Source organism: Oleiphilus messinensis (assembly GCF_002162375.1).
Taxonomy (GTDB): domain Bacteria; phylum Pseudomonadota; class Gammaproteobacteria; order Pseudomonadales; family Oleiphilaceae; genus Oleiphilus; species Oleiphilus messinensis.
Window position 1 is genome coordinate 717,501 of record NZ_CP021425.1, and the last position, 19,702, is coordinate 737,202.

The 19,702-nt window shown below is 47.0% G+C and carries 13 protein-coding genes, 5 tRNA genes and 2 rRNA genes; all 20 read left to right on the forward strand.

What is annotated here, in order from left to right:
- Positions 1-161: 161 nt before the first annotated feature.
- The 20 genes from OLMES_RS03210 (at position 162) to rpoB (ending at position 19,688) form a co-directional block, all read left to right on the forward strand.
- Positions 162-3,042: ribosomal RNA gene (locus OLMES_RS03210) — 23S ribosomal RNA — on the forward strand.
- Positions 3,043-3,152: 110 nt separating this feature from the next.
- A 5S ribosomal RNA gene (rrf, locus tag OLMES_RS03215) occupies positions 3,153-3,268 on the forward strand.
- A 249-nt stretch (positions 3,269-3,517) separates the two neighbouring features.
- On the forward strand, positions 3,518-5,446 hold the full coding sequence (locus tag OLMES_RS03220) for a hypothetical protein (RefSeq protein ID WP_087459926.1): 1,929 nt from the start codon (positions 3,518-3,520) through the stop codon (positions 5,444-5,446).
- Positions 5,447-5,805: 359 nt separating this feature from the next.
- The gene (locus tag OLMES_RS03225) at positions 5,806-6,894 is read left to right on the forward strand and encodes a hypothetical protein (protein ID WP_198343207.1); all 1,089 of its coding nucleotides are present in this window, start codon (positions 5,806-5,808) and stop codon (positions 6,892-6,894) included.
- Positions 6,895-6,898: 4 nt separating this feature from the next.
- The gene (locus tag OLMES_RS28245) at positions 6,899-7,489 is read left to right on the forward strand and encodes a hypothetical protein (RefSeq protein WP_087459927.1); all 591 of its coding nucleotides are present in this window, start codon (positions 6,899-6,901) and stop codon (positions 7,487-7,489) included.
- 16 nt (positions 7,490-7,505) lie between these two features.
- Positions 7,506-9,875 (forward strand): DUF6160 family protein, encoded by a 2,370-nt coding sequence (locus OLMES_RS03235; RefSeq protein WP_087459928.1) that lies wholly within the window; start codon positions 7,506-7,508, stop codon positions 9,873-9,875.
- 102 nt (positions 9,876-9,977) lie between these two features.
- Positions 9,978-10,967 carry a biotin--[acetyl-CoA-carboxylase] ligase gene (locus tag OLMES_RS03240; protein WP_087459929.1) on the forward strand — a complete coding sequence of 330 codons (990 nt, stop codon included), beginning with the start codon at positions 9,978-9,980 and terminating at the stop codon, positions 10,965-10,967.
- 2 nt (positions 10,968-10,969) lie between these two features.
- On the forward strand, positions 10,970-11,593 hold the full coding sequence (locus tag OLMES_RS03245; protein WP_087459930.1) for a hypothetical protein: 624 nt from the start codon (positions 10,970-10,972) through the stop codon (positions 11,591-11,593).
- Between the two features lie 45 nt (positions 11,594-11,638).
- Positions 11,639-11,714, forward strand: a tRNA-Thr gene (locus tag OLMES_RS03250).
- Between the two features lie 28 nt (positions 11,715-11,742).
- Positions 11,743-11,826: transfer RNA gene (locus OLMES_RS03255), tRNA-Tyr, on the forward strand.
- 6 nt (positions 11,827-11,832) lie between these two features.
- Positions 11,833-11,907: transfer RNA gene (locus tag OLMES_RS03260), tRNA-Gly, on the forward strand.
- 15 nt (positions 11,908-11,922) lie between these two features.
- Positions 11,923-11,998 (forward strand) — tRNA-Thr (locus OLMES_RS03265).
- A gap of 33 nt (positions 11,999-12,031) precedes the next feature.
- Positions 12,032-12,107, forward strand: a tRNA-Trp gene (locus tag OLMES_RS03270).
- A 20-nt stretch (positions 12,108-12,127) separates the two neighbouring features.
- Positions 12,128-12,502 carry a preprotein translocase subunit SecE gene (gene secE / locus OLMES_RS03275; protein WP_087459931.1) on the forward strand — a complete coding sequence of 125 codons (375 nt, stop codon included), beginning with the start codon at positions 12,128-12,130 and terminating at the stop codon, positions 12,500-12,502.
- 13 nt (positions 12,503-12,515) lie between these two features.
- Positions 12,516-13,049 carry a transcription termination/antitermination protein NusG gene (nusG, locus tag OLMES_RS03280; protein ID WP_087459932.1) on the forward strand — a complete coding sequence of 178 codons (534 nt, stop codon included), beginning with the start codon at positions 12,516-12,518 and terminating at the stop codon, positions 13,047-13,049.
- Positions 13,050-13,142: 93 nt separating this feature from the next.
- Complete coding sequence (gene rplK, locus OLMES_RS03285; RefSeq protein ID WP_087459933.1) at positions 13,143-13,574, forward strand: 50S ribosomal protein L11; 432 nt, start codon at positions 13,143-13,145, stop codon at positions 13,572-13,574.
- A 1-nt stretch (position 13,575) separates the two neighbouring features.
- Complete coding sequence (rplA, locus tag OLMES_RS03290; RefSeq protein ID WP_087459934.1) at positions 13,576-14,274, forward strand: 50S ribosomal protein L1; 699 nt, start codon at positions 13,576-13,578, stop codon at positions 14,272-14,274.
- A 194-nt stretch (positions 14,275-14,468) separates the two neighbouring features.
- Positions 14,469-14,999: a 50S ribosomal protein L10 gene (gene rplJ / locus OLMES_RS03295; RefSeq protein ID WP_087459935.1), complete on the forward strand. Its 531-nt coding sequence runs from the start codon at positions 14,469-14,471 to the stop codon at positions 14,997-14,999.
- A gap of 39 nt (positions 15,000-15,038) precedes the next feature.
- Positions 15,039-15,413, forward strand: coding sequence for a 50S ribosomal protein L7/L12 (rplL, locus tag OLMES_RS03300; protein WP_087459936.1), 375 nt, complete (start codon positions 15,039-15,041; stop codon positions 15,411-15,413).
- A gap of 195 nt (positions 15,414-15,608) precedes the next feature.
- Positions 15,609-19,688 carry a DNA-directed RNA polymerase subunit beta gene (rpoB, locus tag OLMES_RS03305; RefSeq protein WP_087459937.1) on the forward strand — a complete coding sequence of 1,360 codons (4,080 nt, stop codon included), beginning with the start codon at positions 15,609-15,611 and terminating at the stop codon, positions 19,686-19,688.
- Positions 19,689-19,702: the final 14 nt, after the last annotated feature.

Below are 19,702 nucleotides of genomic sequence, written 5' to 3' on the forward strand. Positions count from 1 at the left end.
AATGTTCTTTAACAATTTGGCGAGTAAAACGAGATTCACAATCAAACGATTCTGGTGTTTTAAAATCGTTACGGTGTGAGACCAGATAAGCTCAAGGGGTATCGACGCGAGTCGATCACTTTTGCGATGCCTGCATCACAAAAGACCGCTTGGGGTTATATAGTCAAGTGACTAAGCGCATACGGTGGATGCCTTGGCAGTCAGAGGCGATGAAGGACGTGGAAGCCTGCGAAAAGCTTCGGGGAGCTGGCAAACAAGCTTTGATCCGGAGATGTCCGAATGGGGAAACCCACCTCTTAGAGGTATCTCTTTTCTGAATACATAGGAAAAGAGAGGCGAACGCGGAGAACTGAAACATCTAAGTACCCGCAGGAAAAGAAATCAACCGAGATTCCCTCAGTAGCGGCGAGCGAACGGGGATTAGCCCAAAAGCGTCATGACGAATAGAAGAACGGCTTGGAAAGGCCGGCCATAGAGGGTGATAGCCCCGTATTCGAAATTCTATTGGCGTGAAATTGAGTAGGACGGGACACGTGTTATCCTGTCTGAACATGGGGGGACCATCCTCCAAGGCTAAATACTCCTGACTGACCGATAGTGAACCAGTACCGTGAGGGAAAGGCGAAAAGAACCCCTGTGAGGGGAGTGAAATAGACCCTGAAACCGTATGCGTACAAGCAGTGGGAGCAGACTTGTTCTGTGACTGCGTACCTTTTGTATAATGGGTCAGCGACTTATTTTTAGTAGCAAGGTTAACCGTTTAGGGGAGCCGTAGGGAAACCGAGTCTGAAATGGGCGTCAAGTTGCTAGGAATAGACCCGAAACCGAGTGATCTATCCATGGGCAGGTTGAAGGTTGAGTAACATCAACTGGAGGACCGAACCCACTCCCGTTGAAAAGGTAGGGGATGACTTGTGGATAGGAGTGAAAGGCTAATCAAACTCGGAGATAGCTGGTTCTCCCCGAAAACTATTTAGGTAGTGCCTCATGTATCACTTCCGGGGGTAGAGCACTGTTTGGGCTAGGGGGTCATCCCGACTTACCAACCCCATGCAAACTCCGAATACCGGAAAGTGCAATCATGGGAGACACACGGCGGGTGCTAACGTCCGTCGTGGAAAGGGAAACAACCCAGACCGCCAGCTAAGGTCCCAAAGTGTATGTTAAGTGGGAAACGATGTGGGAAGGCACAGACAGCTAGGAGGTTGGCTTAGAAGCAGCCACCCTTTAAGGAAAGCGTAATAGCTCACTAGTCGAGTCGGCCTGCGCGGAAGATGTAACGGGGCTCAAACATGCCACCGAAGCTGCGGATCTTTTCGAAGATGGTAGGGGAGCGTTCTGTACGCCGTTGAAGGTCAATTGAGAAGTTGGCTGGAGGTATCAGAAGTGCGAATGCTGACATGAGTAACGACAAAGGGGGTGAAAAACCCCCTCGCCGGAAGACCAAGGTTTCCTGCGCAACGGTAATCGGCGCAGGGTGAGTCGGCCCCTAAGGCGAGGCTGAAAAGCGTAGTCGATGGGAAACAGGTTAAAATTCCTGTACCTCGTGATATTGCGATGGGGGGACGGAGAAGGCTAGGCCAGCGCGGCGATGGTTGTCCGCGTTTAAGGTGGTAGGCAGAGGACTTAGGCAAATCCGGGTCCTTAATGCCGAGAACTGATGACGAAGCTGAACTTGTTCAGTGAAGTGGTCGATGCCAAGCTTCCAAGAAAAGCCTCTAAGCTTCAGATATCACGGGACCGTACCCCAAACCGACACAGGTGGTCAGGTAGAGAATACTAAGGCGTTTGAGAGAACTCGGGTGAAGGAACTAGGCAAAATAGTGCCGTAACTTCGGGAGAAGGCACGCCGGCCAGGGTGAAGGATTTACTCCGTAAGCCCCAGCCGGTCGAAGATACCAGGTGGCTGCGACTGTTTATTAAAAACACAGCACTCTGCAAACACGAAAGTGGACGTATAGGGTGTGACGCCTGCCCGGTGCCGGAAGGTTAATTGATGGGGTTAGCATTAGCGAAGCTCTTGATCGAAGCCCCGGTAAACGGCGGCCGTAACTATAACGGTCCTAAGGTAGCGAAATTCCTTGTCGGGTAAGTTCCGACCTGCACGAATGGCGTAACGATGGCCACGCTGTCTCCACCCGAGACTCAGTGAAATTGAAATCGCAGTGAAGATGCTGTGTATCCGCGGCTAGACGGAAAGACCCCGTGAACCTTTACTACAGCTTCACAGTGAACTTTGACATTACTTGTGTAGGATAGCTGGGAGGCTTTGAAACTCGGACGCCAGTTCGAGTGGAGCCAACCTTGAAATACCAGCCTGGTACTGTTGAGGTTCTAACTCAGGTCCCGAAACGGGATCGAGGACACTGTGTGGTGGGTAGTTTGACTGGGGCGGTCTCCTCCCAAAGCGTAACGGAGGAGCACGAAGGTGCGCTAAGTACGGTCGGACATCGTACGGTTAGTGTAAAGGCATAAGCGCGCTTAACTGCGAGACAGACACGTCGAGCAGGTACGAAAGTAGGTCTTAGTGATCCGGTGGTTCTGTATGGAAGGGCCATCGCTCAACGGATAAAAGGTACTCCGGGGATAACAGGCTGATACCGCCCAAGAGTTCACATCGACGGCGGTGTTTGGCACCTCGATGTCGGCTCATCACATCCTGGGGCTGAAGCCGGTCCCAAGGGTATGGCTGTTCGCCATTTAAAGTGGTACGCGAGCTGGGTTTAGAACGTCGTGAGACAGTTCGGTCCCTATCTGCCGTGGACGTTGGAGATTTGAGGAGAGCTGCTCCTAGTACGAGAGGACCGGAGTGGACGAACCGCTGGTGTTCGGGTTGTGATGCCAATTGCATTGCCCGGTAGCTATGTTCGGACGGGATAACCGCTGAAAGCATCTAAGCGGGAAGCCCCCTCCAAGATAAGATCTCCCTGAGGCTTGAGCCTCCTGAAGGGCCCTTAAAGACCATGAGGTTGATAGGCTGGGTGTGTAAGCGTTGTGAGGCGTTGAGCTAACCAGTACTAATTGCCCGTGTGGCTTGACTATATAACACCCAAGCGGTTTTGACCCAAAATCAAATGACTGTGAATCTTATTTACTCGCTTTGTTCAGCCATGAACAGTTAAAGACAGAACGCATACGATCAACTTGTTTTGTCTGACGATCATAGCGGACGTGAACCACCTGATCCCATACCGAACTCAGTAGTGAAACCGTCCAGCGCCGATGGTAGTGTGGGGTCTCCCCATGTGAGAGTAGGTCATTGTCAGGCTCCTAATTAAAAACCCCAGTGGTAAACACCACTGGGGTTTTTTTATGCCCGCCGAAAAAGTGTCAATCCATTGTAGAGGTTTGCATGGTCAGGTCGCTTTGTCTGCCGGGTCTTGTTTGGATTGTATCGTGAAATGTTGTTCTGTTTAAAATATAAGCATTTATGTTGGGAATTTGTGAATAAGTGCAAATCCTGAAATTTTTAATTTGGTACCATCATCCCAAAATATAAAAACCAAGGGTAAGTGGGATGATAAGTAACAAATGGTGTGTGATTGCTATGGCGCTGAGTGTAGCGACTCAGGCTGATGAATTGTTAGTAGACAGAATTAGTCTTGCAACCAATGGAGTGGAGGCCAATGGTAATTCATTTAGTGCTTCACTTTCTGCCGATGGACGTGTGGCCGCATACGCGACAAAGGCTACCAATGTTGTTTCCGGCTCAGGCTATGGATCCTACGTCGCTCGTAACCTCGAGACGGGTGGCATAACAGTATTGGGCGCACTTGATCGGCCACTGGGGGTGCTCCCTTCGGTTTCCGGCGACGGGCGTTTTATTGCATTTAGAACTTCCGAAGGGCTCGTGCCCGAGGATGGAACAGACACACTAGATGTGTATATTTATGATCAGATTAGCGGTACCTATACTCAAGCTTCAAAAGTTAGCTCGGCAGCAGGTCGACATGCAAATGCGCCATCGATTTCTTACAATGGCCGCTATTTAAGTTTTAGTAGCTCTTCCTCTTTTATGGTTCAAGGGGATTCGAATAATGCGGCGGATGTGTTTGTCTTTGATCGCTTAGCCAATGACTGGGAGCGTGTGAGTGTTTCAAGTGATGGGGTTCAGGGAAACAGTTATTCCGGAGAAAACGCTATTTCCGGAGATGGTCGTTTCGTCGCATTTTGGTCAAACGCAAGTAATTTGACTGCTGGTGATGACAACGGCCTTGCTGATTTGTTTATTCGTGATCGAGAAGCTGGCGTTACCGAAAAACTTGCGAGTTCTGGTGCAACAAATCCACAAGGCCAATATTATGATGTTAGCTACCCTCCATCCGTGTCTTATAGTGGTCGCTATATCGCATTCGCTTCAAGTGCTGAGGATCTAGTCGCATCGGATACAAATGGAGTTGCGGATATATTTGTGTTTGATCGAGTGACGGCTCAACTCGATCGGGTAAATATTGGCTTGTCAGGAGTGCAGGCGAATGGCAATTCAAATAGTCCGCAAATATCAGATGATGGTCGTTACGTTGCGTTTATTTCCCTCGCGGATAATTTGGTAATGGATGATGTGAATGGCACAGCGGATGTGTTTGTGTTCGATCGGGTCAGCCGGCAAATGACAATGCTTAGTAATCCTTTGAACAGTGGCGACGTGGCTTATCATGATGCACATATGCATGTGTCGATAACGTTTGATGGTAGTCGTGTTCTGTTTACTTCTCCTGCTGACAATATCGTTCTAGATGACGGGAATAATGCCGAAGATGTGTTTGTGTCTCATCCAGGATCGTTAGCGGCTGCCAGTTTTGATACTGATCTGGATACTATGCCTGATGTGTGGGAGGTCGACTTTGGTTTGAATCCAAACAACGCCTCGGATGCTGTTTCGGATTTCGATAGTGATGGTATCGATAATGCGGGGGAGTATGAGTACGGAACTGATCCCACCTCTGCAGATTCTGATGATGATATGTTGCCGGAACTTTGGGAAGTTAATAACGGCTACAACCCCACTGACTCCTCGGATGCCCTGCTGGATTCAGATGGTGACGGTTTAACCACCTTCGATGAGTATCAGGCGGGAACCAATCCGCGCAATGCAGATTCGGATGTTGATGGTCTTCCTGATAAATGGGAATTGCAAAACGGATTTAATCCAACTGATAGTAGTGATGCTCAGCTAGATACTGATGGTGATGGATTGACTACTCTGGAAGAATTTGGGGCAGGAACCGATCCCTATAATGCAGACTCTGATGGTGATAGTCTGCCAGATAAATGGGAGCTTGATAACGGATTGAATCCGAACGATGCTTCTGATGCTTCTCAAGATGCTGATGGTGATGGCTATACCAACAAGGAAGAGTATGAGAAGGGAACAGATCCTCAGGATAGTGGTTCCAAGCCAAGGCGCTCAATCTGGGAAATACTGTTTGGGTGGTTATTCCACTAATCAATGAACTTTATATGGCGGGTTTTGCCACTCTAGATTTTTGAGTGGCAAAGTTTACGCGATGTAGAAAAAGGTTCTATTTTGTTACTGCCCATTCCACTTCCTGCATAAATTTTGTTAAATGAACTTTGAGCAATGTGTTCAAAAAATCGTCTGGATCGTAACCGCAGCTGTCCACCGAAGATTAAGACGAAATTGCCTTGTTTGGTTGTTAAAAGTGTAATTCATTGCAGTCAAATTGGATTTATGTGAACGGCTGCCGGGTAATCTTTACCCAAGACTGGTTTAATTTAACAAACCGTAAAACTTAGTGTGAGCTTGGCTTTGAATACCGGACTGGCAAGCTCCGTGGGGATATCATGATAATAAAAAATCTTGCACCTCTCTCTTTAATTGGATGTTTGGCTGGGTTGCCTCTTGTAGCTCAGGCTGAAATGGCATCGCTGACTGATTCCGAGATGTCGAGCGTTCAGGGCCAGGGTCTGGGTCTCGTACTCGAAGATTTTGTTTTTGCCCACGGGGATGATCCTAGTCTTGAGCACACGTTCAAGATAACAGGGATTAAAAGCAGTCTAGGCGAGGATGTCGAAGTTACTGTATCCAAACTCTATATCGCACGAGGTGCGGTTGATGGGGATTTTGGTCAAGATAGTAATTTTGGTAGCGTCTTGAACCCAGTGAATTTAGGGCGTCTGTCCAATCCGTACACTATCGATGTGGTGGATGGCAATACCGTAGGCATTACGGATAAGGCTGTTTTGCAAATTGCAGCACCTACACTGGTTGATCCAACAGCGGGTTTCGATTGTTTGGATATAGCCGCTGTAGCGGGCTCGGGGTCATGCTCCAGTCGCCCTGCAACTTCAAGTTTTCAGGGCGAGCGGTTTGACTTGGGTCTAATGCTTGAGGCTAAAGTGGGTGATAAAGACCCCAATAACCTTAACATTCATGCGAAGTCTGCAGTAATTGATGGGAGTTACCTGAGATTGTGGGCTGACGAAGATATGGATGGTGGTGCTGCTACGCAGCTGGTTGCACAATTTCGCCTTAATCTTTACACGCCAGAATTAAGTATCAATTCTTGCGATGCGCTAGGTCAATCTTGCGGTGATACTGTTCAGCTTAAAAACTTTGAGCTTGAGTTGGCTTTAGGGAATTCTCTTCAACCGATGTATCTTGATGTAAATGGTTCGGGAAATTTTGTCTTCGAAATAAAGAATATTCGGGAAACCTTATCAGGAACCATTGCTTCTAATGGTCAGCGTAGCGGTAGTGACGCGGCAACCTGGGATGCTTTTGAAAATTACTACAATGATCCAAATGGTGAGTTCAAAAGTAATCTTAGAATTGGTGAATTAAACGTCGCAGGGGAAAACTTTGGTTCAGCTAAGATCGAAGGTCTTCAGATTCAGTATCTGAGAATCGAAAGTCACGACCTGGGGAACTGAGAAAATGTTGAATAGAGTAAGTGTATGTTTTCTGGGTGGGGTTGCGGCGCTTGTATCAACTGTGGCCTCAGCAGAGCTTTCGATGATTTCAGAGCAGGAAATGTCGCATGTCTCCGGTCAGGGGGGCATTTATCTGACTGGAGATATTTCGTTCAATGAGTCTGGTGGCCCGATGGAGCAAGTAACCGCTGCCAATGGTGTAGAGTATTACGGCGGTGATTGCTCTCAGGATGTGCAGCGGCGTTGTGGTGCACGCTTGGCCTATCAAACCCGCCAAAATGGTGGATGGTTTGTCTTTGATAATATTCAGGGTGGTTTTTCGTTCCAGGGGTTGACGCTTCGGGTTCGTCATATTGATTCTGGATTTGGTGGCGATGGTGCGGCCTTTGATCGGGATGTGCTTGAAATAGGCTTGCCGGAATTTATCAATTTTGACAATGTTCGTATGACATTCGCGACTGCTAACGCAGCTCGACCGACAGATTTATCTTACGATGGGTCTGCATTTCAACAGACAGACATAATTAGTTTCGAAATGGATGGGAACGTGACGATGCAAGGAAACTTGCTAGTATTCCCTACCGGCAATCCATAATAACAAGAGCTACGAGATGAAAAGCAAATCCTACCGTTACTGTGTTGTTGGCACTCTGGTTGTTTGTTCCTCGCTTCATGCCGAATTGAAGATGCTGGATGATACTGCTTTGTCTAGCATTGAAGGGCAGAGTGGTATTTCTTTGGATGCTGGTTTGCAGGTGAGTATAGGAGAGATTGCCTACTTCGATGACGGTAATGCCCTCCAGTTTCAAGGTATTCAAATAGGTAGCCAGGCTGATATTACACAACAAACGCAGATGAATTTTGATTTTGATATCCAGTCAGATGCGTCATTAAGGATTGCTTATGATATCGCTCCGACCCGGGTGTTTGTATCAGATATTCGACTAGACGATGATCCAGTTAGTAGTTTTGGCGGTGTGGGGTTAGATTTTGCGCTGCAAGGCGTGACGGTTTTAAAAACTGACGGCTTAACTGATCCTTCTAAAGGCGGTATTGTATTTGATACCGACTACGCGCTGACTAACGGTGGCTTAATTTATCGAACTAACGGTAATGAAATCTATATTGATGATTTCTCGATGAATGTGTCCGCACATGATGTAGTTTGGGAGCCTCACAGCAGTGGTAACGGGATTAGTTATCGTGTGCCGCTCTCTGAAGGGGACTTCTCCATAGGAGCGATACGGTTCAGTGATAATCCAAACAACTTTGGGGTGTCCAATGATGTTGACAGTGGGTTAGAGCTTCCCAGTTTTGGCGCATTCAGTGGTGATTTCAGTTTGACTTCAGAGGCGCAAATTCAAGGTGGTGGTCGCTTTGGTACAACGGGTATTCGGATTGATAGCCAAAACACGATAAACAGTATGAATCTGGTTTATACAGATGATACGAACAAGTTATCTTTGTTGGATATCACCGGAGCCTACAATGTTAACGACATGCGTCTTGATGTTGCTACGGATCGGTTTGGTGATAAAGCACTTGCAGTTACGTTTGGTAGTGTTGATGGCAATCTTTCGGTGGGTCGTATACTTGCCGGCAGTGCAGAAAAAAGTTTTGGCGGGTTTGATGTAGATTTTGAGTTAGCTGATCAGACTATTGATGGGATGCTCTATTCAAATCAGCTGTATGTTAAGGGGGGGGGTAACGCCAATTCCGGTCCGCAAGGTATATCTGTGGATGCAATGTGGAGTTTGAGTAATGCTGAAGTCTCTTACACGGAAGATGGTAATACTGTTCAGTTATCGGGCGTTACTTCATACGGGCAAGGTGGCGTAACAGTAGATGTGACTCGTGATGGTACCTTGGGTGGTGAAGAGTTCTTTGATGGACTACGTCTGGGTTTTGAGGATTTGCAGGGTAGTTATAAAATTGATGGCCTTAAAGTAGGCAATGCGCAGCAAAGTATCGAGAATGCGGAATTGCAAGGTGGTACGGAGTTGTTGCTTGCTCTTGGTGTTTATCCTGCGTTTGACTTTAAGGTCGATGGGCATATTACGCTGGGTGCGGGCGGTGCTTCCGGGGATGGAATCACAATTAATTCAGATATGGTGATATCGGACTCCGCTGCTGCAGTCATCGTCGATGAAAACTCCAAAGGGCTGTGGTTGACCGATTTGAATTATGATGTGCATCTTCGCGACATGACCATTGATATGGTAGATGAGGGGATTCAGTTGGTACAGGGTGAGGCGTGGAGTACGATGGATATCGGCAATCTTCGTGTTGGAGATAAAGATTCTGTTGGCAGTTTCGGTCGCTTCGTAATTCAATCGTATGAAGTGGGATCAACTGCCGTCATTAGTCCTGGTGGAGCTGGAGAGGTGTGTGTAGGTGGTCGAGGGGCCACCTCGGCTGCTTGTGTTGCAAGCGGCGGAGAGTGGGAAGATCGCGGTGAAGAAGGTATAACTGTCAGTCTCAAGCAGATTTTTGCCGAAGCTGTAGATGATGTGAAGCGAAACCGGTTCATTTGGGAAACAAATCGAACCGGTGGTGTTGGTACTCCGGGATCACAAGTTATCTTTGATAACATTACGACAAATGATGGTGTGGATGGTCAAAATACATACGGATTTCGAAATGATATCAGTATTGATGTTCATCAGACCACGGTTCTGAAAAAGTCTGATGGTGCGGATGCGAACGGTGTAATTGGTAGTAAAGGTGATTACAAAATTATGGATGGTTCGGCTCCTGGTGGGTATCGCTATGTCTCGGCACCTACAGCGGCAGATTTGGATAACAGGCCTCTTGGCTTTGCTGTTCAGGCGCACACTCATTTCAAAGAGTTATCGATCGATAATGTTGCATTCAAGCATCAAAATGGTGATGCGCAGGTTGGGATTCATGAAGTTAAATTGCAAAACTTCAGTATCAGTTCGAGTTTAACAGCTACCCCATTGGCTGATCCGGTAAATTAGAGTTTTGCGTAATATAGAAAAGGTGGCTTATGCCGCCTTTTTTTGTGCCCTAAAAAAAAGCTAGAATTCAGCTCGACTCACAAAAGAACAGGAGGATGGTTGGTGGATGTATTTGCGTTGGTGGCTTTGCTGGCAGATGGTGAATTGCACTCTGGTGTGGAAATGGGAGAGCGACTTGGGGTGAGTCGAACCACAATATGGAAAATGCTGGATCAGGTTAAAGAGCTCGGTATCAAGGTTGATGTGATTAAGGGACGAGGATACAGAGTTCAAAACGGTTTAAATTTGCTAAGTGAAGCGGCTATCAGAGCTGCTCTGCATTTGAATTCCGAAGTCACAAGTCCGATAGAGCTCTATATCGAGCAAAATACTGTGTCGACGAACGCCTCAGCATTGCGATGTCTTTCGAATGGGGCTTTGTCTGAGTGTGTGGTGGTGGCTGAATCCCAGTCTGGCGGACGTGGACGAAGAGGGCGAGAGTGGGTGAGTCCTTATGGCAAAAATATATATTTGAGCTATGGATTCAAGTTTGAGGGGGATGTTGCTGAGTTGGAAGGCTTGAGTGTTGCGCTCGGGGTTGCTTTAGCGGAGCAGTTCTCCAGCTATAACATTGAAGGCATTCAATTAAAGTGGCCCAATGATATCTACCTCAATGAGCGGAAATTGGGTGGCATATTGATTGAGTTGAATGGTGAGTTTCAAGGTGATTGTGATGTGATTCTGGGTGTGGGGCTAAATGTGCATATGATGCCTGGGGTTGAGTTCGGAATGGTGATTGACCAGCCTTGGACTTCGTTGCTGAACGAAGGTGTAGTTTTGGATCGAAATGTACTGATTGCTGGTGTTATTGCAGCGATTACAGTGGTTCTCGCTAAACTTAAAGAAGGCTGTTTACAAGATCTTTTTGCTGTATGGGATCGGTATGACTATTTGCGGGGAGAAGAGGTTGTTGTTGCGGGAGTGGAGGCTGGAGTTGCTGATGGTATAGCTGAAAATGGAAGTCTTATTGTCGTGAATGGTGAAAAAAGGAGTGCTATAAATTTTGGTGAAGTTGGTATTCGTAAAAAAACTGATTTAAGTAGTGTGAAATAATTGTGCGTTGGATTGTATTTACACTTATCTTGGCGAACCTTGTGCTACTAATTCAGGGGCGTTCCAATGTGGATGGGGGGGGTGTATCTCCGCGTTTGTCCAAGGTTGGTGAGGTTTTTAGTGTAATTCGACTGGAATTTATTGAAAGAAATGCAGATGTTCATAGTTTTTGTGAGCTGGTGGGGCCACTACGCAAGCCTGATGCAGAACTGGTTTATCGAATGCTAGAGCGAAGTGATGTTCAATGGATTGAGCAGTCTGTTCAGAGATCGCCGAACTATTGGGTGTACATTGAGCCTAGGGTTGATCGTGCAAATGCTGTAGCTTTAATGCGTGATTTGAAAGATAGAGGTATTGATAGTTTTGTAATTACTCAAGGATTCCTCAATAATGCGGTAAATCTTGGTGTTTTTGAAAATATTGATTCGGCAAAAAAGTTAAAAATTATGCGTGAGGCGCTTGGTTTTCCCATATCTATCAGAGCAAAGCCGAGGCAGAAAGTGATTTATTGGTTGAGTTTTGAGCGGTCGGACGCGGTAAAGTGGGATCTGGTCGACATTTCACGTCTTAGTGATAAAAAAATGCCGGAAAGACGAAAAATATTTTGTAAAAGTGTTGATTCTTAGAATGAGTTCACTTAGTATAGCGGCCTCTCGAAACGAGGGAGTAGAGCTGGCGTAGCTCAGTTGGTAGAGCAGCTGACTTGTAATCAGCAGGTCGGGGGTTCGATTCCGTCCGCCAGCTCCATTTTTTAAGTTTTGCTGTACTCGTTTTAGGAGGGGTTCCCGAGTGGCCAAAGGGATCAGACTGTAAATCTGACGCGAAAGCTTCGGTGGTTCGAATCCACCCCCCTCCACCACTATTTGCGGGTGTCGTATAGTGGCTATTACCTCAGCCTTCCAAGCTGATGACGCGGGTTCGATTCCCGCCACCCGCTCCAAGTTTATCGGATCAAGCTCATATAGCTCAGTTGGTAGAGCACTACCTTGGTAAGGTAGAGGTCACCGGTTCAAATCCGGTTATGAGCTCCACTCTTAGGGTGGCGATTTGGTGGAAGTTTCTGCAGGCCAGTAGCTCAATTGGCAGAGCAGCGGTCTCCAAAACCGCAGGTTGGGGGTTCGATTCCCTCCTGGCCTGCCATTTGTTTGGCAAGGTTCTTTATGAGTTCTCAAACTGACTCTTCTGGTGGTGCGTTAGATTTTCTGAAGTGGTTGGCAGTTTTAGCGTTGGTTGTCGCTGGGGTTGTTGGTAACTACTACTATTCCTCTTTTGATCAGTCCCTCTTGTATCGTGTTTTGGCGTTGTTGCTGCTCTCTGTTGTGGCGGTTGCTATAGCTTTGACCACGGTAAAAGGTAAGCAGTTTTCTGGGTTGATGAAAGAGTCCCGCCTTGAGATTAGAAAGGTGGTTTGGCCAACCCGGCAGGAACTGGTGCAAACAACCATGATTGTTGTGGTTTTTGTGTTGGTTGTCGCCTTAATGTTGTGGGGCTTGGATTCGCTGGTTAGCTGGCTGGTTTCTGGCGTCATCGGGTAAGAAAGGGGGAGTTGTGGCCAAGCGTTGGTATGTTGTTCATGCTTATTCAGGTTATGAAAAGCATGTTATGCGTTCTCTTAAAGAGCAAGTTGCTCTTAAAGGAATGGAAGATAAGTTTGGTGAGATTTTGGTCCCGACCGAAGAAGTGGTCGAGATGCGGGATGGGAAAAAGCGCAAGAGTGAGCGAAAGTTCTATCCCGGTTACGTTTTGGTGCAGATGGATATGGATGAGGAGAGTTGGCACTTGGTTAAGTCCACTCCTCGCGTTATGGGCTTTATCGGGGGGACTCCTGATAAGCCGGCGCCGATTACCGATGCAGAAGCGGCTGCGATTTTGCAGCGAGTAGAGAGTGGGGCTGACAAGCCGAAGCCCAAGACTTTGTTTGAGCCTGGTGAGATTGTGCGTGTAATTGAAGGGCCGTTTGCGGACTTTAATGGTGTGGTCGAAGAGGTGGATTATGAAAAGAGTCGGGTCAAAGTGGCGGTTTTGATTTTTGGGCGCTCTACGCCTGTGGATTTAGAGTTTAGTCAGGTTGAAAAAGACTGAATTTTTTAGGCTTTGAAGTGTGGCTCACTTGTCAAAGTGAGTGTTAATGGGAAGTTGGGGAGCCGAAAGGCGTTAGAACCCTGGGAGTAAGTTATGGCTAAGAAAGTCTCAGCTTATATCAAGCTGCAAGTTAAGGCCGGTCAGGCCAATCCAAGTCCCCCTGTTGGTCCTGCGTTGGGTCAGCACGGTGTAAATATTATGGAGTTTTGTAAGGCGTTCAATGCTCAAACGCAAAATTTAGAGCCTGGATTGCCAACTCCTGTTGTAATTACCGTATACAGTGATAAAAGTTTTACCTTTATTACCAAGACGCCTCCGGCTTCAATTCTGTTGAAGAAAGCTGCAGGTATTAAAAGCGGTAGTGGGCGACCAAATACTGAGAAAGTGGGTACTGTAAACCGCTCTCAGTTGGAAGAGATTGCGAAAACTAAAGAGCCTGATTTGACTGCGGGTGATTTAGATGCGGCGGTTCGTACGATTGCTGGTACGGCTCGCAGCATGGGCTTGAATGTGGAGGGCGTTTGAAATGGCTAAGTTAACCAAGCGTCAAAAGCTGATTAACGAGAAAGTGGAAGCAGGCAAAGCTTACGGGATCGAAGAGGCCGTTCAGTTGCTGGCGGAGCTTTCTGGAAATGTGAAGTTTGTTGAGTCCATTGATGTGGCAATCAATTTAGGTATTGATGCTCGTAAATCTGACCAAGTTGTTCGTGGTTCTACTGTGTTGCCAAATGGTACTGGTAAGGATGTTCGAGTGGCTGTGTTTACCCAGGGTGCGAACGCTGAGAAGGCAAAAGCAGCTGGTGCAGATATTGTTGGTATGGACGATTTGGCTGAGCAGGTTAAGGCTGGAGAGTTGAACTTCGACGTTGTAATAGCGTCTCCAGATGCTATGCGTGTTGTGGGGCAGTTGGGGCAAATCTTGGGTCCCCGTGGATTGATGCCTAACCCAAAAGTTGGCACCGTGACGCCTGATGTTGAGACCGCAGTTAAAAATGCTAAGGCGGGCCAGGTTCGTTATCGAAATGACAAGAACGGTATCGTTCATTGCTCTTTGGGTAATGCAGAATTTACAGGTCAAGCTATCAAAGAAAATCTTGAATCACTTCTAGCTGATTTGAAAAAGGCAAAACCTGCTGCAGCTAAAGGTGTGTACATGAAGAAAGTTACTTTGTCCTCTACTATGGGGCCAGGGTTGCTGATTGATCAAAGCACAGTTGCGATCTAGTAGCTGAGCTAAAAAAATACTTTGTGGTCAGGCGAAAGCCGGGCTGTCAAAGACCGCAGGTGGGTGTAATCATCCTTAATTTAGCCTGCGCAGACGGTGAACCTACTCTCTGAGAAGTACACCGTAGGGTGCTCAACGCAAGTTGAGTGTTTGAAAGTAGCTGGTTAACTCCAGCGCTACTAAGGAGAAATCCAGTGGCAATTGGACTCGAAGACAAAAAAGCGATCGTCGCTGAAGTCAACGAGGCTGCCGGTAAAGCGCTGTCGGTTGTTATCGCTGATTACCGAGGAGTCACATCTGCGGATATGACTGCTTTGAGAAGTCAGTGCCGTGAGCAGCAAGTTTACATGCGTGTTGTACGTAACACGTTGGCTAAGCGTGCAGTAGACGGAACCGAATTCGAATGTATTAAAGATGCGTTGGTTGGACCAACAATTCTGGCGTTTTCTAACGAAGATCCTGGTGCGGCTGCCCGCATTTTGAAAGATTTCGCTAAAGAAAACGACAAATTCGAAATTAAAGCGCTGGCTGTTGGTGGCGAACTGATGGGTGTTGAACAAATCGATCGATTGGCTAAATTGCCAACGAGAGATCAAGCGTTGTCCATGTTGGCCAATGTTATTCAAGCGCCTATTACCAAGCTTGCACGTACCTTCAATGAAATACCAACCAAGGTTACACGTGTAGTTGCTGCAGTTCGTGATCAAAAGCAAGACGCGGCCTAACAGTTATTAATTTAATTTAATTTTCAGGAGAATAGGGTCATGGCTCTGTCCAAAGAAGAAATTCTAGATGCAATCGCTGAAATGAGTGTTATGGATGTTGTAGCACTGGTTGAAGCAATGGAAGAAAAATTCGGCGTTTCTGCTGCTGCAGCTGTAGCCGTTGCTGCAGGTCCAGCAGGTGATGCTCCAGCTGCTGCTGAGCAAACCGAGTTTGATGTTGTTCTGGCTTCTGCTGGCGACAAGAAAGTGAATGTTATCAAGGTAGTTCGTGGTATCACTGGTCTGGGCTTGAAAGAAGCTAAGGCTATGGTTGATGGCGCGCCAGCTACTGTTAAAGAAGCCGCAAGCAAAGAAGAAGCTGAAGCTGCTAAGAAAGAACTCGAAGAAGCAGGTGCTACTGTCGAGCTTAAGTAATAGTGCTCAGTCACAAACAGTTTTTACTGTTTTAGGAAATGGCTGGCAGCCCAGGCTGCCGGCCTTTTTCCGTTGTATGTGCTATATATAGACATTGCCTATAATACAATCGACCTTTGGGTTCGTGCTTACTAGCACGCCGAGACTATCCACCAGGATAAATTCCTCGTACCAAGTTTAATCTGGGGAAATCTAATGACATACTCATATACTGAGAAAAAGCGGATTCGTAAAGACTTTGGAAAACATCCTACCGTAATGGATGTTCCCTACCTATTGTCCATTCAATTGGATTCCTATCAAGATTTTTTGCAAAGAGATACCTCGTCGACGGACAGACAGGAAACAGGCCTGCACGCGGCGTTTAAATCTGTTTTTCCAATTCTCAGTTTTTCCGGCAATGCTGCATTGGAGTACGTAAGTTACCGACTTGGCGAGCCTGCTTTCGATGTGAAGGAGTGCCAGTTGCGAGGTGTGACTTATGCTGCTCCACTAAGAGTCAAAGTGCGCCTTATTATTTATGATAAAGAATCTTCTAATAAAGCCATAAAAGATATTAAAGAGCAGGAAGTCTACATGGGCGAAATGCCGCTCATGACTGAAAACGGTACATTTGTCATTAATGGTACTGAGCGTGTAATTGTTTCTCAGTTACACCGTTCCCCTGGTGTGTTTTTTGATCATGATAAAGGGAAAACCCACTCTTCAGGTAAGTTGTTATACTCCGCAAGGATTATTCCTTATCGTGGTTCCTGGTTAGACTTTGAGTTTGATGCCAAAGATTGTTTGTTTGTTCGTATCGATCGTCGTCGTAAGTTACCCGCGTCAATACTATTGCGTGCATTAGGTTATGAAGCCGAAGAAATACTGGATATGTTCTTCGAGACCGGATCGTTCTTGCTTGAGGGTGATTCTTGCAAGTTTGAATTGGTTCCCAGTCGCCTGAGGGGTGATATTGCAACTTTCGATATTAAAGGGCCAGACGGTAAAGTTATCGTTGAAGAGGGCCGTCGTATTACCGCACGACATATTCGTCAATTGGAAAAGTCCGAGATCCAAGAGTTAGATGTTCCGACGAATTATTTGGTTGGGAAAGTTCTCGCCAAGAATCTGATCGACCAAGATACGGGTGAGATCATTGCGGAGTGCAACACTGAAATCACAGAAGATCTCATTGAAAAGCTTCGAGCAGCTAACATCGAACGAATTGATACGCTGTACACTAACGAGCTGGATTGTGGTGCATTTATCTCGGATACGTTGCGTATAGATCCAACTCGAAATCAGTTAGAGGCTTTGGTTGAGATCTATAGAATGATGCGACCTGGTGAGCCGCCAACTAAAGAATCTGCGGAAAACCTGTTTTTCAACTTGTTCTTTACTGATGAACGTTATGATCTGTCTGCTGTGGGTCGTATGAAGTTTAATCGCAGAATCGGCAAATCGGAAATTACCGGTCCTGGCGTGTTGGATAAAGAAGATATTACCGCTGTTATGCGTACGCTGATTTCGATCCGTAACGGTAAAGGCAGTGTGGACGATATCGACCATCTGGGCAATCGACGTATTCGTTCAGTGGGTGAAATGGCGGAAAATCAATTCCGTGTTGGATTGGTCCGTGTCGAGCGTGCGGTTCGCGAACGCCTGAGTATGGCTGAGTCTGAGGGATTGATGCCGCAGGATTTGATCAATGCTAAGCCGGTTGCTGCTGCTGTTAAGGAATTCTTTGGTTCGAGTCAGTTATCGCAGTTTATGGATCAGAATAACCCCTTGTCAGAGGTTACTCATAAACGTCGTGTTTCCGCCTTGGGGCCAGGTGGTCTGACCCGCGAGCGGGCCGGTTTCGAAGTTCGAGACGTCCACCCCACGCATTACGGTCGAGTCTGTCCAATCGAAACGCCTGAAGGGCCGAATATCGGGTTGATCAACTCGTTGGCAACTTATGCGCGCACCAATGATTATGGTTTCCTGGAAAGTCCGTATCGTAAGGTGGTGGATGGTATCGTTTCTGACGATATTGAATACTTGTCCGCTATCGAAGAAAGCGAATTTGTAATCGCACAGGCAAGTGCAGCTACGGATGACGAAGGGCGATTAATCGATGAACTCGTTACAGTACGGCATCAGAATGAATTTACTGTAATGCCTCCTGAGCGAGTGAATTATATGGATGTGTCACCTCGTCAGGTCGTATCTGTTGCTGCCTCTTTGATCCCGTTCCTGGAGCACGATGATGCAAACCGGGCTTTGATGGGATCGAACATGCAGCGTCAGGCTGTGCCGACCTTGCAAGCCGAGAAGCCGCTGGTAGGTACCGGCATTGAGCGTATTGTGGCACAGGACTCGGGCGTTTGTGTGGTAGCTCGTCGCGGTGGTGAAATCGAAAGCGTAGATGCTGCACGTATTGTTGTTCGGGTCAATGATGATGAAACGCCAGCGGGTGATGCGGGTGTGGATATTTATAACCTAACCAAATACACGCGTTCAAACCAGAATACCTGTATTAACCAGCGCTCTTTGGTAAGTGTTGGGGACCAAGTGGAGCGTGGTGATGTATTGGCGGATGGTCCGTCTGTTGATATGGGTGAGCTGGCACTGGGGCAAAATATGCGAATCGCATTCATGCCTTGGAACGGCTACAACTTCGAGGACTCCATACTGGTATCCGAGCGAGTTGTGCAAGAAGACCGGTTCACTACTATTCATATACAAGAGCTGACTTGTGTAGCACGTGATACTAAGCTGGGAAGCGAAGAAATTACTGCGGATATTCCGAATGTTAGCGAAAGCGCTCTGGCCAAGCTTGATGAGTCGGGGGTTGTCTACATCGGTGCTGAGGTTGGCCCCGGTGATATCCTCGTCGGGAAGGTCACGCCTAAAGGCGAAACACAATTAACGCCGGAAGAAAAATTGTTGCGCGCGATTTTCGGTGAAAAAGCATCTGATGTGAAAGATACATCCCTACGGGTTTCTACCGGTACCCGCGGTACCGTAATCGATGTTCAAGTCTTCACGCGGGATGGTGTTGAGAAGGATCAGCGTGCTGTTGATATTGAGAAGGCTGAGCTCGATAAATTCCGTAAAGATTTGAAGGATGAGTATCGGATTGTAGAGGCCGCCACCTTTGAGCGTTTGAAGAATACGCTTGTAGGTAAAGAGGTTATTGGTGGTTCTGGTGTTCAAAAAGGTGATGTGCTTAGCCCGGAAGTTCTGGATAGCTTTGACAAAGAGCAGTGGTTCAAATTACGCATGGCTGATGATTCTCTCAATGAATTGTTGGAGAAAGCCGAAAATCAGTTGAATGAGCGTAAGCTGGATCAGGAAGATCGTTTCGAAGACAAGAAACGAAAACTTCAAACTGGTGATGATTTGGCTCCCGGCGTACTGAAAATTGTTAAGGTGTATGTGGCCGTTAAGCGTCGCATTCAGCCAGGCGATAAAATGGCTGGACGCCACGGTAACAAAGGGGTTATCTCTGTAATCATGCCTGTTGAAGATATGCCATACGACGAGCATGGTGAACCGGTGGATATCGTACTTAATCCACTTGGTGTACCGTCTCGAATGAACGTTGGTCAGGTACTCGAAACCCATTTGGGCGCGGCAGCAAAAGGGTTGGGGAATAAGATCAATCGTATGATTCAGCAGCAAAAGCAGGTTGCTGAGATTCGAGGTTTCCTGGAGCAGATTTATAATGAGTCTGGTAATGAGACCAAGAGAGAGGATCTGGCAGGATTGTCTGACTCTGAAATTTTGGTCTTGGCCAAAAACCTGACGAAAGGTGTTCCAATTGCAACTCCGGTATTTGATGGAGCCAAAGAGTCAGAGATCAAAGAGCTGCTAAGATTGGCTGATCTGAATGATAGTGGTCAGTTCACCCTCTATGATGGTCGTACCGGTGAGGAGTTTGATCGCCAGGTCACTGTTGGTTACATGTACATGCTGAAATTGAACCACTTGGTTGATGACAAAATGCATGCTCGTTCCACTGGATCATACAGTCTGGTAACGCAGCAGCCATTGGGTGGTAAAGCTCAATTTGGTGGTCAGCGATTCGGTGAGATGGAAGTGTGGGCGCTCGAAGCGTACGGTGCCGCCTATACGTTGCAAGAGATGCTCACAGTTAAATCGGATGATGTTAACGGCCGAACCAAAATGTACAAAAATATCGTGGATGGAGACCACCGTATGGAGCCGGGTATGCCCGAGTCCTTCAATGTACTGGTGAAAGAAATCCGCTCCTTGGGTATCGATATTGAGCTGGAGTCGGAGTAACTCCAGCCTCATTA

Bases quoted from the DNA above. Each gene is read 5' to 3' on its own strand.
- secE (WP_087459931.1), top strand. From the start codon at position 12,128: ATGAGTTCTCAAACTGACTCTTCTGGTGGTGCGTTAGATTTTCTGAAG.
- rplL (WP_087459936.1), top strand. From the start codon at position 15,039: ATGGCTCTGTCCAAAGAAGAAATTCTAGATGCAATCGCTGAAATGAGT.
- rplK (WP_087459933.1), top strand. From the start codon at position 13,143: ATGGCTAAGAAAGTCTCAGCTTATATCAAGCTGCAAGTTAAGGCCGGT.
- OLMES_RS03235 (WP_087459928.1), top strand. From the start codon at position 7,506: ATGAAAAGCAAATCCTACCGTTACTGTGTTGTTGGCACTCTGGTTGTT.
- OLMES_RS28245 (WP_087459927.1), top strand. From the start codon at position 6,899: ATGTTGAATAGAGTAAGTGTATGTTTTCTGGGTGGGGTTGCGGCGCTT.
- OLMES_RS03225 (WP_198343207.1), top strand. From the start codon at position 5,806: ATGATAATAAAAAATCTTGCACCTCTCTCTTTAATTGGATGTTTGGCT.
- OLMES_RS03220 (WP_087459926.1), top strand. From the start codon at position 3,518: ATGATAAGTAACAAATGGTGTGTGATTGCTATGGCGCTGAGTGTAGCG.
- rplA (WP_087459934.1), top strand. From the start codon at position 13,576: ATGGCTAAGTTAACCAAGCGTCAAAAGCTGATTAACGAGAAAGTGGAA.
- rpoB (WP_087459937.1), top strand. From the start codon at position 15,609: ATGACATACTCATATACTGAGAAAAAGCGGATTCGTAAAGACTTTGGA.